The organism is Paracoccus nototheniae (assembly GCF_004335005.1).
In the GTDB taxonomy this organism is placed as follows: domain Bacteria; phylum Pseudomonadota; class Alphaproteobacteria; order Rhodobacterales; family Rhodobacteraceae; genus Paracoccus; species Paracoccus nototheniae.
In genome coordinates this window covers 176717-190168 of sequence record NZ_RQRT01000003.1, presented here as the reverse complement: position 1 = coordinate 190168, position 13452 = coordinate 176717, and the positions used below count along the sequence as shown (strand labels likewise).

Sequence of the window (13452 nt, the reverse complement as noted above, 5' to 3'; positions counted from 1 at the left end):
CGCCCCGACCGCTACGAGGAAATCAACAACTTCTACACCGCCACCGTCTATGAAAAGGGCGCCGAGGTTATCGGCATGCTGAAAAATCTGGTCGGCGATGACGGTTATGCCCGCGCGCTGGATCTGTATTTCACCCGCCATGACGGCGACGCCGCCACGATCGAGGATTGGCTGACGGTCTTTCAGGACGCGACGGGCCGCGATCTGACCCAGTTCAAACGCTGGTACACCGATGCGGGAACCCCCACCCTCGAGATGACCGAGGATTGGCAGGACGGCACCCTGACGCTGACCTTCGCCCAATCGACGCCCCCCACCCCCGGCCAGCCCGACAAGCCCGCCCGCGTCATTCCCATCGCCGTGGGCCTGATCGGCCCGAACGGCGACGAGGTGACCCCGACCCGCGTCCTTGAGATGACAGAAGCCCGCCAAAGCTTCACCTTCGACGGTCTGGGCGCACGGCCTGTCGTCTCGGTCCTGCGCGGCTTTTCGGCGCCGGTGATGCTGAAGCGCCCGCTGGATGACGCCACCCGCGCCTTTCTTCTGGCCCATGACACCGACCCCTTCGCGCGGTGGGAGGCCGGCCGAGAGCTGGCCTTGTCCGCCCTGACGCAAGGGGACGCCGCGCAGAAGGCCTATATCGCTGCCATCGGCACGCTGGCTGCCGATGAGGGCGCCGATCCCGCCTTCCGCGCTCTCTGCCTGACCCTGCCCGGCGAGGAAGAGATCGCGACCCGCATCGCTGCCGGTGGCGCCACCCCCGATCCCGACGCGATCCATGCCACGCGCAGCGATCTGGCCCGGCGCATCGCGCTGACCCATCAGGATCTGCTGGCGGGCCTTTACGACGCGATGACCGTGCCCGGCGCCTATTCGCCCGACGCTCAATCGGCCGCCCGCCGGTCGCTGCGCATCGCAGCCCTTGGCCTTCTGTCGCGGATCGATGGCGGCGACCGTGCGGCGGTGCTGTTCGGCATTGCCTCGAACATGACCGAGCGGATGGCGGCGCTGGCTGTGCTGGTCCGGCTTGGCCGTGCCACCTCGGCCCTGCAGATCCTGTCGGACGAATTTGGTGACAACCGGCTGGTGATGGACAAATGGTTCTCGGTGCAGGTCATGGCCGCGCCGCCCGAACAGGCGGTGGCCATCGCCCGCGATCTGGCCGCGCATCGCGATTTCGACTGGCAGAACCCCAACCGCTTCCGCGCGCTTCTGGGCGGGCTTGCCGCCAATCACGCGGGCTTTCATGCCGCCGACGGGTCGGGCTATGACTTCACCGCCGACTGGCTGATCCGCATGGACGCCGCCAATCCGCAGATCGCCGCGCGCATGTCCACCGCGTTCGAGATATGGCCCCGCTATGACGCCCCGCGCCGCGCTCATGCACGTAACGCATTGGAACGGATCGCCACTCTCGCGGGTTTGAGCCGCAATACCCGCGAGATGGTGTCGCGGATGATCGCTGCGGGACAGTGAGGGGAAGACCGGATGGGCATGCTGGATGATGCACGCGCCGACATGCAGGCGCGACTGGACCCGCTGATCGCCGAACGGGCGCCCTGGCTTTTTTCCGGGCGTCCGCATCACCGCGCGATCCGGTGGGGGATGATGCATCTGCTGCGCTATCCCCGCACCGTCGATCTGGGGGCCGAGTTCCGCGACCTGCCCCCGATCGAAATCTTTCGCCGGATGAGCGAGCTGATCGTGCAGGATCTTCAGGTCGAGGGGCTGGAACATATCCCCGCCACCGGCCCGGCGCTGATCGTGGCGAACCACCCGACGGGCATTGCCGATGGCATCTTTCTGAACGCGGTCATCTCGCAATTGCGCGACGATCTGTTCATCTATGCCAATCACGACATGATCCGCGTCCTGCCCCAGATGATCGAAATGATCGCCCCGGTCGAATGGCGCGTCGAAAAGCGCAGCCATGCCAAGACCCGCGCCACGATGGATTATACCCGCGACGCCATCGCGGCGGGCCGCTTGGGGCTGATCTTCCCCTCGGGCCGTCTGGCAAAGCGTCACGGCCTGACCCTGCACGAACGCCCGTGGATGGCCAGCGCCGCGATGATCGCGCGCAAATTCGACCTGCCGGTGATCCCGCTGCGAATCCGGGCCCGCAATTCGGCACTGTTCTATTTTCTGGACAAGCTGCACCCGACCCTGCGCGACGTGACCCTCTTCAACGAGGTGCTGAACAAGACCAGCCAGCCCTATCGCGTGACGATCGGCGCCCCCATCGCCCCCGCGGACCTGCCCCGCAGCAGCGAGGAGGCGATCATGGTTTTGCGCGACGCGGTTCTGGCCCTGCCCGCCCCCGCCGCCGGCGCGCCCCGTCTCAGCCGCATCCGCGGCATTCCCCGCCTCACCGGCGCCCGCAGCCCGGTGCGCGGCTGAAAAACCCTTCCCCGCCGCTTCTTCTTCATGAAAATATCCCCGCCGGAGGCTCCCCGGCCCGCCATCCACCTGCGACGAAACGGACAGACCCCATGCAAAAGGCCGCGCCCAAAAGCGCGGCCTTTCCCATGAAACCATGGACCCCCGTCAGGGGATCAGATCACAGTTCGTCCAGCGCCTCGACGGCCTTTTCCAGCTCTTCCTTGGTCACGGTCTTTTCTTCGACCTTGGCTTTTTCGGCGATCAGATCGACGACCTTGTCCTCGAAGATCGGTGCGCGCAGCTGCTGCTGGGCGCCCTGGTTCTTCTGCACGAATTCAAAGAACGCGCGTTCCTGACCGGGATACTGACGGGCGGCGCGCAGAACGGCCTGGGTCATTTCCTGATCGGTCACGGTCACTTCGGCCTTCTGGCCGATCTCAGCCAGCAGCAGGCCAAGACGCACGCGGCGCACGGCCAGGGCCTTGTGCTCGTCGGTGGGCTCGATGGCGTCGTGGTTGTGACCCTGAACGTCGGGGTTCTCTTCATGCCACAGCTGGTGGGCGATCTGGCTGGCCTCAGCCTCGACCAGCGATTCGGGCAGATCGAAGGTCACCTTCTTGTCCAGCTGATCCAGCAGGGCGCGCTTCATCACCTGACGCGCGGCGCCAGCATATTCAGCCTCCAGCCGCTCGCTGATCTGCTTTTTCAGACCGTCCAGATCCTCGGCGCCGAATTTCTTGGCCAGCTCGTCGTCGATCTCGGCCTCTTTGGGGGCCTTGACGGCCTTGACCTTGCATTCAAAGGTCGCGGCCTTGCCGGCCAGATGCGGCGCGCCATATTCCTCGGGGAAGCTGACTTCGACCTTCAGGTCTTCGTCGACCTTGGCGCCGACCAGCTGAGCCTCGAAACCGGGGATGAAGCTGTTCGAGCCCAGAACCAGCGGGTAATCCTCGGCCTCGCCGCCCTCGAAGGGCTCGCCATCCACGAAACCCTTGAAGTCGATGGTGATCTGATCGCCATCCTTGGCCTTGCTGCCCTTCTTGCGGTCTTCGAAAGATTGCGAGGATTTCGCCAGATTTTCCAGCGCCTCGGTCACCGCGGCCTCTTCGGCGGGCACGGTCAGCTTTTCCAGCGACAGCGTGGTCAGATCGACCTCGGGGATCGTCGGCAGGGTTTCATAGCTGACATTGACGACGACATCGTCGCCCTCTTTCCAAGAGTCGCCATTGTCCATCTCGACCTTGGGCTGGGCGGCGGGGCGGTCGCCCGAGGCCTCCAGATGGTCCTTCAGCGCGCCGTCGATGGCGTCCTGCATGGCTTCGCCCAGAATGCGCTGGCCGAACTGCTTTTTCAGCATGGCCATGGGCACCTTGCCCTTGCGAAAGCCCTTCATCTCGACTTCGGGCTGCGCCTCTTTCAGCTTGGCGTCGACCGCGGTCGCCAGATCCGCTGCGGGCAGCGTGAACTGATACCCGCGCTTGAGACCGTCGTTCTGCGTTTCCTTGACCTGCATCATCACCCTCATAGAAAGAAGGGCCACCGATCCTTCGGCGGCCTGAAAATTTGAGCCGTTCTAGTCGTGGCGGCCCTGACCTGCAAGCAGATAGCGGACAGGGTGGCCGATGCGCGGCTGGAACATCCCGCCCGGCCCGCGCTATGCTGGCCGCCAATCGTCCCCGGAGACCGCCATGACCCAGACCGCCCCCGAACCCCGCCTGACCTCGCTGGCCCATGGCGGCGGCTGCGGCTGCAAGATCGCGCCGGGTGTGCTGTCGGATCTGCTGCGCGGCAGCGCCGCCCTGCCCGTCCCGCCGCAACTGCTGGTGGGGATCGAGACCTCGGACGATGCCGCCGTCTGGCAGCTGAGCGAGCATCAGGCGCTGGTCGCCACCACCGATTTCTTCATGCCGGTCGTCGATGATCCGTTCGATTTCGGCCGCATCGCCGCGACCAATGCGATCAGCGATGTCTATGCCATGGGCGCCACGCCCATTCTGGCGCTGGCCGTGGTCGGCATGCCCATCAACGTCCTGTCGGGCGCCACCATCGCCAAGGTGCTGGATGGCGGCGCGCAGATCTGCCGAGAGGCGGGGATTCCCATCGCCGGCGGCCATACCATCGATTCGGTCGAACCCATCTATGGACTCGTGGCGCTTGGCCTGATCGACCCGGCGCTGCTGAAGAAGAACGCCGATGCGCAGCCCGGCGATGTGCTGGTGCTGGGCAAGCCGCTTGGCGTCGGCATCCTGTCTGCGGCGCTGAAGAAGGGCGCGCTGGATGCCGACGGCTATGCCCGGATGATCGAGGTGACCACCCGCCTCAACCGCCCCGGCCCCGATCTGGCCGCGATTCCCGGCGTCCATGCGATGACCGATGTGACCGGTTTCGGTCTTGGTGGCCACGCGCTGGAGATGGCGCGCGGATCGGGCTGCGACCTGCTGATCGACTGGCCCGCCGTGCCCCGTCTGGCCGGGATCGACGCGCTGATCGCTCTGGGTCATGTGACCGGCGCCTCGGGGCGCAACTGGGCCAGCTATGGCGCGGGGGTGACCCTGCCCGACGGCTTTGCCGAAGCCGAGCGCGCGCTTCTTAGCGATCCGCAGACCAGTGGCGGGCTGATGGTCGCCTGCCATCCGCAGGCGCTGGATCAGGTGATGGCCGCCTTTACCCGCCACGGCTTTGGCGATGCCGCGATCATCGGGCAGGTGGGGGCGCACACGGCCACCCCGCGCGTCATTCTGCGCTAGAACCGCAGCCTGAAGCTGATGGATGCGCCCTCGGACCCGATCCCGAAACTGGCGGCGCCAAAGGTGACGCCGATTAGCGCCCCGGTCCAGGCCTGCCGGGGCGTGTGTTCACCCGCCTCGACCCGGCTGAACGCTGTCAGCCCCGCCGCGCCATAGGCGGCGGCACCAAGGCCGGGTTCGTCATCCCAGCATTTCCCGGCCAGATCGGCGGCGCCGAACCCCGCCATCGCCGCATGCCCCGACGGGAAGCCCTGCCCCTCGCCCGTCGGACGCCGGCCCAAAGGCGTGCCGTCGAACAGCGCCTTCAGCCCCAGCACCAGCCCGGCCTGCACCACGCCGCGCAGTGCGAAATCCTCCAGCCGGTCCTGATCGGCGGCGCAGATCGCGGCGGCCAGCGGCAGGCCGTATTTCATCGTGGTGCCGAACCGCTCCAGCGGCTCGGCACGTGCGGGCAGCGCCGCCATGCCGATCAGCGCGGCGGACAGGATCACGCCGCGCATCGGCCTACTGCTGCAGGGTTTGCAGATAATCGGCCAGCGCCACCAGCCGCGCAGGCGTCGCCACCCGCTGACCCGAGCCGTCGTCATACATGACCACCGGGCCCTCGCGCAGCGCCTCGAAGACGGGCATGTGGGATTCGCTGCGCCCCATCGTATAGCCCACCAGCTGACCCATCACCCGCGTCTTGGGAAAGACCCCGCCATTGCCGGCCGCCAGCATGGTCAGATCGCTTGGCGCGGGCACCATGCCCACCGCCGCCGTACCGTTGCCGCGCCCGCCCGGACCGTGGCAGACCACGCAATTCTCGGCGTAATCGCGTGCCGCACCCGTGGGTTGCACCCCGGGCGCGCAGGCCGCCACAAGGCCCGCCAGCGCTAGCCCCGTCACCCCTGCCATCATCACTGCCCGCATCGCTGCCCCCCTTATGGTCGCTTGTCGGGCCAACATGCACCCTGCCGACAGCGCACGCAACGGATCAGGCAGCGCCCGCCAGTCGGACGACCCGGTCCATCCGGGCCGCCAGCGCATGGTTATGCGTGGCGATCAGCGCAGACAGCCCGGTATCACGCACCAGCCCCATCAGCACGTCGAACACCTTGTCCGCGGTTTCAGGGTCCAGATTGCCCGTCGGCTCATCCGCCAGCAGCAGCGCGGGCGCATTGGCCAGCGCCCGGCAAAAGGCAACCCGCTGCTGTTCGCCCCCCGACATCTGGGCTGGACGGTGACCGGCGCGATGGCTCAGCCCGACCCGCTCAAGCAGATCGGCGGCGCGGGCCTGTGCGTCACGCGCCGACACGCCATTGGCCAGCTGCGGCAGCACGATGTTTTCAGCGGCGCTGAATTCCGGCAACAAATGGTGGAACTGATAGACGAACCCCAGATCACGGCGCCGCGCCTCGGTCCGGGCGCGGTCCGGCAAGCCGGTCATGTCGCGCCCGGCCAGCCAGACCCGGCCCGTATCGGGCGTGTCCAGCAGCCCCGCGATATGCAGCAGCGTCGATTTTCCGGCCCCCGAGGGCGCGACCAGCGCCACGACCTCGCCCCGCGCGACGCTCAGATCCAGATCCGCCAGCACGGTGACGGGCGATGGCCCGTCGGCCGCATAGGTCTTGCCGACCCCCTCCAGCCGCAACACATCACTCATAGCGCAAGGCCTCCACCGGGTTCATGCGCGCGGCCCGGCGCGCCGGAAAGATCGTGACCACAAAGGACAGGACCAGCGATAGCGACACGGCCCGAAAGATGTCCCAGGCCCGCAGATCGGCGGGCAGGCGATAGATGCCGCGCACCTCGGGCTGCCAGGCCCCGCCGCCGGTCAGCGCGTTCAGCCCCGCCATGATATTGTCCACGTTCAACGCCAACAAAACCCCCAGCACCACCCCGGCCAGCGTCCCCAGAATGCCCGTGAAGGCGCCGCAGAGGAAAAACACCCGCAAGACCGACCCCTCGGTCAGCCCCATCGTGCGCAGGATGCCGATGTCGCGGCCCTTGTTTTTGACCAGCATGATCAGCCCCGAGGTGATGTTCATCGATGCGATCAGCACCAGCACCGACAGAATGACGAACATCACGTCATCCTCCATGTCCAGCGCCGACAGGAACGACCCCGAACTGTCGCGCCAGGACCAGACCTGCGCCCCCTCGCCCGCCGCCTGCATCAATGGCAGGGTCCAGTCGAAGACCCGCTCGGGGTCGGTGACAAAGACCTCGATCTCGTCGGCCACCCCCTCGCGGTTGAAATAGGATTGCGCCTCGGCCATGGGCATATAGATGCGCGTGCGGTCGATGTCATAGCGCCCGGCGCTGAAGACATAGGTGACCTCATAAGCGCTGACCCGCGGCGTCGTGCCGAATGCAGTGCGCGCGCCTTCGGGTGCAATCAGCCGGATCCGGTCGCCCACCGATACGCCCAGTTCCCGCGCAATCCCCGACCCGATGGCAATGCCCTCGTCGAACCGCTCGAGATCGCCGACGGATGTGGCAGGATCCACGATGCGCGGCATCGCCTCCAGATCCGCGCGGCTGACCCCGAACACCTCGGCCACATTGGAGCTGTCATTGGCGCTGGCCATGACCTGCCCCTTGATGATCGCGGCGGTGCGGGTGACGCCCGGCACCGCAGCCAGCCGTTCGGCCATCGCCTCGTAATCGGCGATCCGTCCGGGCACGACATAGACATCGTCGGTGAACTCATTGGCGACCGTGGTGGGCGACAGATAGACCGTCGTATGCGCATTGGCGCCCAGGATCGTGTCCACGAATTCGGCCCGGAATCCGGCCCGGACCGCCAGCGTCGCGATCAGCGCCATGACGCCCAATGCGATGCCGATCAGGCTGATCCAGGTCATCACGCTGACCCCCCCCTCGGCCCGCCGGGCGCGCAGATAGCGCCAGGCGATCAGGAATTCGAAACGGGAAAACGGTCTGGGGCTGGACATGGGCAAAGCCTTCGGAAATTCGGCCAGACCCTGACCCCTGACGCCCCCGATTTCAAGCCGACATTGCCGTGAGCCCTTCTTCTTCACTCAAATATCCAACTTGCGACGCCAGCCACCGGGTGCGACATGGGGCCATGGCGAAACAGACGACAGCCTTCACCTGCACGGCCTGCGGCGCCGCCCATAAGAAATGGGCCGGGCGCTGCGAGGCCTGCGGCGCATGGAACACCATCATCGAAGAGGCGCCCCTGTCGCAGGGTCCGGGCCGGGGCCTCGGCGCCGCCAAGGGCCGCGCGGTGCCGCTGTCGGGCCTGTCGACCAGCGAACCGCCCCCCCCCCGCAGCCTGTCGGGGATGGCGGAACTGGACCGGGTGCTGGGCGGCGGCCTCGTGCCCGGATCGGCGCTGCTGGTCGGCGGCGATCCGGGCATCGGCAAATCGACATTGATGCTGCAGGCCGCCGCCGCTTTTTCGCGCCGCGACCTGCAGGCGATCTATTTTTCCGGCGAAGAGGCCAGCGCCCAGATCCGCATGCGCGCGCTGCGCCTCGGGCTGGCCGATGCGCCGATGCGGCTCGGGGCGGAAACGAACCTCAGGAATATTCTGACCACGCTGGACGCGGAACGCCCCGATGTGGCGGTCATCGATTCGATTCAGACCCTGTGGTCGGACACGGTCGAGGCCGCGCCCGGCAGCGTCGCGCAGGTCCGCGCCGCCGCGCATGAACTGGTCACCTTCGCCAAAAGCCGGGGCGTGGCGGTGATCCTGGTGGGTCATGTCACCAAGGACGGCCAGCTTGCCGGGCCGCGGGTTGTCGAACACATGGTCGACACCGTGCTTTATTTCGAAGGCGAGCGCGGCCACCAGTTCCGCATCCTGCGCAGCGTCAAGAACCGCTTCGGCCCCTCGGGCGAGATCGGCGTGTTCGAGATGACCGGCGCCGGTCTGGCCGAGGTCGCCAACCCCTCGGCGCTGTTTCTCTCCGAACGCGGCCAGCCCATCGCGGGCAGCGCCGTTTTTGCCGGGATCGAGGGCACGCGTCCGGTCCTGACCGAAATTCAGGCCCTTGTCGCCCCCTCGACGCTGGCCAGCCCGCGCCGCACGGTGGTGGGCTTGGACAGCGGCCGCGTCAGCACCATCCTTGCAGTGCTCGAGGCGCGCTGCGGCATTCCCTTTGCCGGGCTGGATGTGTTTCTGAACGTCGCGGGCGGCATGAAGGTCGCGGAACCTGCCGCCGATCTGGCCATCGCGGGCGCGCTTCTGTCGGCGCGCGAGGACAACCCCCTGCCGCCCGAGGCGGTGCTTTTCGGCGAAATCAGCCTGTCCGGCGCGCTGCGTCCGGTGTCCCAGACCGAAAACAGGTTGAAAGAGGCGCAGAAACTTGGTTTTTCACAAGCGATTTTGCCCGACGCCTCCAAGGCCGAGGGCACATCGGGGATGGCCCTGCGGCGCATCACCGACCTGACGGGATTTGTGGGCGAGGTGTTCGGCGCCGGCTGAACCGCCTGATCTGAAACGACAACCGGCGCAAGAGGCGGAACCGAATGGACGGATTTACGATCATAGACGCGGTGGTGGCGGCAGTCATCATCCTGTCGGCAATTCTGGCCTGGTCGCGGGGATTCGTGCGCGAATCGCTGGCGATTCTGGGTTGGATCGCGGCGGCGGTGCTGGCTTTTCTGTTCGCGCCCACGGTGCGGCCGATGATTGCCCAACTGCCGGTTCTGGACCGTTTTCTGGGCGACAGTTGCGAACTGGCCACGATCGCGGGCTTTGCGGTGGTCTTTGCGCTGGCGCTGGTGATCTTTTCGATCATCACGCCGCTGTTCTCGTCGGTTGTGCAGCGCTCGGCGCTTGGCGGGGTCGATCAGGGCATGGGATTCCTGTTCGGGGTGGCGCGTGGCATCCTGCTGGTGGCCATCGCCTTCATCGTCCATGACCGGGTGATGACGACCCAGAATGTCGCCATGGTCGAAAATTCGCGCTCGGCGCAGGTCTTCGAACGCATGCGCACCCAGATGGACGACCAGATCCCCGCCGACGCGCCGGGCTGGATCGTCGGGCGCTATGAACAGATGGTCGCCGGATGCACCGCGACCAGCGCGCCGGTCACGCCCGCGACCCCGACCCCCGCGCCCGCCAGCAACTGATCGCCCACGTGACAGGCTGATGACGAAAAAGCGCCCCTGCCTGCCCGCGGGGGCGTGACTTTGCGGGGCGCGCCCCCTACATAGCGCATGACAGCCCCCAGCCATCGAGGTCCGTGCCGATGCAACCCTTCCTGGCCCATCCGTTCGATTCGGACCGTCTGCATGAAGAATGCGGCATCTTCGGAGCGATCGGCGTGGCCGATGCTTCGAACTTCGTGGCCCTCGGCCTTCATGCCCTGCAACATCGCGGGCAAGAGGCCGGTGGCATCGTCACCCACGATCCCGAACATGGCTTCAACAGCGCCCATCGCTTTGGCTATGTCCGCGACAATTTCACCAAGCCCGATGTGATGTCCACGCTGCCCGGCCCGCTGGCCATCGGCCATGTGCGCTATTCCACCGCCGGGACCAAGGCCAACACCGCGATCCGCGACGTGCAGCCGTTCTTTGGCGAATTCCATATGGGCGGCTGCGCGATCGCCCATAACGGCAATATCACCAATGCCAGCGCGCTGCGCCGCGAGCTGATCGAGCGGGGCAGCATCTTTCAGTCCAGCTCGGACAGCGAATGCATCATCCACCTGATGGCCCGGTCGATCCAGCGCAACATCCCCGAGCGGATGAAGGATGCGCTGCGCCGGGTCGAAGGCGCGTTTTCGGTCATCGCCATGACCCGCACCAAGCTGATCGGCGTGCGCGACGCGTTGGGCGTGCGCCCGCTGGTCGTAGGCCGGGTGGGCGAGGATGGCTATGTGCTGGCATCGGAAACCTGCGCGCTGGACATCATCGGCGCCGATTTCCTGCGCGAGGTCGAGCCGGGCGAGATGGTCGTCATCTCGAAGGGCAAGATCGAAAGCTCGCGCCCCTTCGGGCCGTCCACGGGGCGGTTCTGCATCTTTGAACATGTGTATTTCTCGCGCCCCGATTCGATCATCGGCGGGCGGTCGGTCTATGAGACCCGCCGCCAGATCGGTGTCGAACTGGCCCGCGAGGCCCCGGTCGAGGCCGATCTGGTCTGCCCGGTGCCCGACAGCGGCACCCCCGCCGCCATCGGCTATGCGCAGGAATCGGGCATTCCCTATGGGATGGGGATCATCCGCAACCAGTATATGGGCCGGACCTTCATCGAACCCTCCGAACAGATCCGCAATATGGGCGTCCGGCTGAAGCTGAACGTGAACCGTGCCCTGATCGCGGGCAAGCGTGTGGTGCTGGTCGATGACAGCGTCGTGCGCGGCACGACCAGCCGCAAAATCAAGGACATGATCCTGGATGCGGGCGCCGCCGAGGTGCATTTTCGCATCGCAAGCCCCCCCACCGCATGGCCCTGTTTCTATGGCGTGGACACGCCCGACCGCGACAAGCTGCTGGCCGCGAACATGACGCCCGATCAGATGCGCGACTGGATCGGCGTGGACAGCCTGTCATTCGTGTCTCTGGACGGTCTGTACCGTGCGGTGGGCGAGGCCACCGGCCGCAACAGCGCCTGCCCGCAATATTGCGATGCGTGTTTTTCGGGCGATTACCCGGTGGCGCCCTTCGATCAGCTGGAACGGGGGTTCCGGATGAAGGTCGGGTCCGAGACGGCGGTGAAGCAGGCCGCCGAGTAGGATTGCGTCCCGCGACGGCCGGGGGCGCTTCGCCCCCCGGACCCCCCGAGGATATTTTCGCGAAGAAGAAGCAGTTGCGTCAGGTGATGCGGTTGAGGTGGCCCATCTTGCGGCCCTCGCGTGCCTCGCCCTTGCCATAGAGGTGGATCTGGGTGCGGGGCTGGGACAGGATCGCGGGGACGCGGTCCATGTCGGTGCCGATCAGGTTTTCCATGATGACATCGGCATGCCGCTGGCCGTCGCCAAGCGGTAAGTCGGCCACGGCGCGGATATGCTGTTCGAACTGATCGACGGCGCAGCCGGCCTGTGTCCAATGACCGGAATTATGGACGCGGGGGGCGATCTCGTTCACGATCAGGCCCTGCGGGGTCACGAACAGCTCGACCCCCATCACGCCGACATAATCCAGCGCATTCGCGATGCGGGCGGCAATCAGCACGGCATCGGTGGTGACCGCTTTGGGCAGGCCGCAGGGCACGGTGGTGGTGCGCAGGATGCCGCCCTGATGGACGTTCAGGCCGGGATCGAAGGCCGCGACCTGTCCATCGCCGCTGCGCGCGACGATGACGCTGATCTCGGCGGTGAAATCGACGAAGCCTTCCAGCAGCGAGGGGGAGCCGGTCCAGCCTGCCTGTGTGTCGTCCGCGCTGATGCGGATCTGGCCCTTGCCATCATAGCCCATGCGCCGGGTCTTGAGGATCGCGGGACGTCCGATCTGGGCGGTGGCCTTGTCCAGCGCGGCCTCGTCGGGCACGTCTGCAAAGGGGGCGGTGGTCAGGCCGATGCCGTTCAGGAAGGTCTTTTCGGTCAGCCGGTCCTGCGACACGGCCAGTGCGCGGCGGTTGGGACGGATGGGCGCCAGGCTTTCCAAAAGGTCCAGCGCGCTGGTCGGCACGTTTTCGAATTCATAGGTGATCACATCGACCGAGGCGGCGAAGGCGCGAAGCGCGGCCTCGTCTTCGTAGGGGGCCTGTGTCACGCGCCATGCGACATCGCCTGCGGGCGCGTCGCCGGGCTCATAGATATGACAGCGCAGGCCGAGGCGGCTGGCCGCCGCCGACAGCATCCGCCCCAATTGGCCGCCGCCCAGAATGCCGATCGTCCGGATCTTACTCATCGACCGGCTCCTCGGGGATCGAGGCCGACAGGGCCGCGCGCCACGCGTCCAGACGCTGCGCCAATGCGGGATCGTTCAGCGCCAGGATGGCCGCCGCCATCAGACCGGCATTGGCCGCCCCCGCCGCCCCGATGGCCATGGTCGCCACCGGATAGCCCTTGGGCATCTGCACAATGGAGTAAAGCGAATCGACGCCGGACAGGGCCTTGGTCTGGACCGGCACGCCGATCACGGGCACGCGCGTCTTGCTGGCCATCATGCCCGGCAGATGGGCCGCGCCACCCGCGCCAGCGATGATCACCTGCAAGCCGCGATCGACGGCGCTGCGGCCATAATCCCACAGCCGGTCGGGCGTGCGATGGGCGCTGACGATGCGTGCATGCCAGGCGATGCCCAAGGCGTCCAGCACCTCGGCTGCCGCGCGCATGGTTGGCCAGTCGGACTGGCTGCCCATGATGATTCCCACCGGTTCGGTCATCAAAGCCCCCTTGATTGTCGAAGGCCCCGC

The 13452-nt window shown here is 66.7% G+C and carries 13 protein-coding genes; 6 read left to right on the top strand and 7 right to left on the bottom strand.

Going from position 1 to position 13452, the window contains the following annotated elements; translation table 11 throughout:
* The coding region (locus EG885_RS03005; RefSeq protein WP_131572990.1) for a DUF3458 domain-containing protein at positions 1–1476 on the top strand (1476 nt) is incomplete at its 5' end.
* 18 nt (positions 1477–1494) lie between these two features.
* Positions 1495–2400, top strand: coding sequence for a 1-acyl-sn-glycerol-3-phosphate acyltransferase (locus EG885_RS03000; protein ID WP_242679474.1), 906 nt, complete (start codon positions 1495–1497; stop codon positions 2398–2400).
* A gap of 160 nt (positions 2401–2560) precedes the next feature.
* On the opposite strand, the gene tig is transcribed toward EG885_RS03000, so the two are convergent.
* A complete protein-coding gene (gene tig / locus EG885_RS02995; protein WP_131572999.1) occupies positions 2561–3895 on the bottom strand; it encodes a trigger factor in 1335 nt (444 codons plus the stop codon).
* A gap of 175 nt (positions 3896–4070) precedes the next feature.
* Here tig and selD point away from each other — a divergent pair, with 175 nt between their 5' ends.
* Positions 4071–5129 carry a selenide, water dikinase SelD gene (selD, locus tag EG885_RS02990; RefSeq protein WP_131572989.1) on the top strand — a complete coding sequence of 353 codons (1059 nt, stop codon included), beginning with the start codon at positions 4071–4073 and terminating at the stop codon, positions 5127–5129.
* Here the strand turns inward: selD and EG885_RS02985 are convergent.
* The 4 genes from EG885_RS02985 to EG885_RS02970 all read right to left on the bottom strand — a co-directional run bounded on the left by EG885_RS02985 (position 5126) and on the right by EG885_RS02970 (position 8068).
* The gene (locus tag EG885_RS02985) at positions 5126–5629 is read right to left on the bottom strand and encodes a phosphatase PAP2 family protein (RefSeq protein WP_242679473.1); all 504 of its coding nucleotides are present in this window, start codon (positions 5627–5629) and stop codon (positions 5126–5128) included. The genes selD and EG885_RS02985 overlap by 4 nt on opposite strands.
* 4 nt (positions 5630–5633) lie before the next feature.
* Positions 5634–6041, bottom strand: coding sequence for a cytochrome c family protein (locus EG885_RS02980; RefSeq protein ID WP_131572988.1), 408 nt, complete (start codon positions 6039–6041; stop codon positions 5634–5636).
* A 64-nt stretch (positions 6042–6105) separates the two neighbouring features.
* Positions 6106–6774, bottom strand: coding sequence for an ABC transporter ATP-binding protein (locus EG885_RS02975; protein WP_131572987.1), 669 nt, complete (start codon positions 6772–6774; stop codon positions 6106–6108).
* On the bottom strand, positions 6767–8068 hold the full coding sequence (locus EG885_RS02970) for a lipoprotein-releasing ABC transporter permease subunit (RefSeq protein WP_131572986.1): 1302 nt from the start codon (positions 8066–8068) through the stop codon (positions 6767–6769). The genes EG885_RS02975 and EG885_RS02970 overlap by 8 nt, the downstream gene beginning before the upstream one ends.
* A 134-nt stretch (positions 8069–8202) precedes the next feature.
* Here EG885_RS02970 and radA point away from each other — a divergent pair, with 134 nt between their 5' ends.
* From radA to purF, 3 genes are all read left to right on the top strand, one after another.
* Positions 8203–9567: a DNA repair protein RadA gene (radA, locus tag EG885_RS02965; RefSeq protein WP_131572985.1), complete on the top strand. Its 1365-nt coding sequence runs from the start codon at positions 8203–8205 to the stop codon at positions 9565–9567.
* A gap of 44 nt (positions 9568–9611) precedes the next feature.
* On the top strand, positions 9612–10217 hold the full coding sequence (locus EG885_RS02960) for a CvpA family protein (protein ID WP_131572984.1): 606 nt from the start codon (positions 9612–9614) through the stop codon (positions 10215–10217).
* Positions 10218–10336: 119 nt separating this feature from the next.
* Positions 10337–11827 (top strand): amidophosphoribosyltransferase, encoded by a 1491-nt coding sequence (gene purF / locus EG885_RS02955; RefSeq protein ID WP_131572983.1) that lies wholly within the window; start codon positions 10337–10339, stop codon positions 11825–11827.
* A 79-nt stretch (positions 11828–11906) separates the two neighbouring features.
* Here purF and EG885_RS02950 read toward each other — a convergent pair whose 3' ends face one another.
* A complete protein-coding gene (locus EG885_RS02950; protein WP_131572982.1) occupies positions 11907–12944 on the bottom strand; it encodes a 5-(carboxyamino)imidazole ribonucleotide synthase in 1038 nt (345 codons plus the stop codon).
* Positions 12937–13422 (bottom strand): 5-(carboxyamino)imidazole ribonucleotide mutase, encoded by a 486-nt coding sequence (gene purE, locus EG885_RS02945; protein WP_131572981.1) that lies wholly within the window; start codon positions 13420–13422, stop codon positions 12937–12939. Before purE ends, EG885_RS02950 begins: the two co-directional genes overlap by 8 nt.
* Positions 13423–13452: the final 30 nt, after the last annotated feature.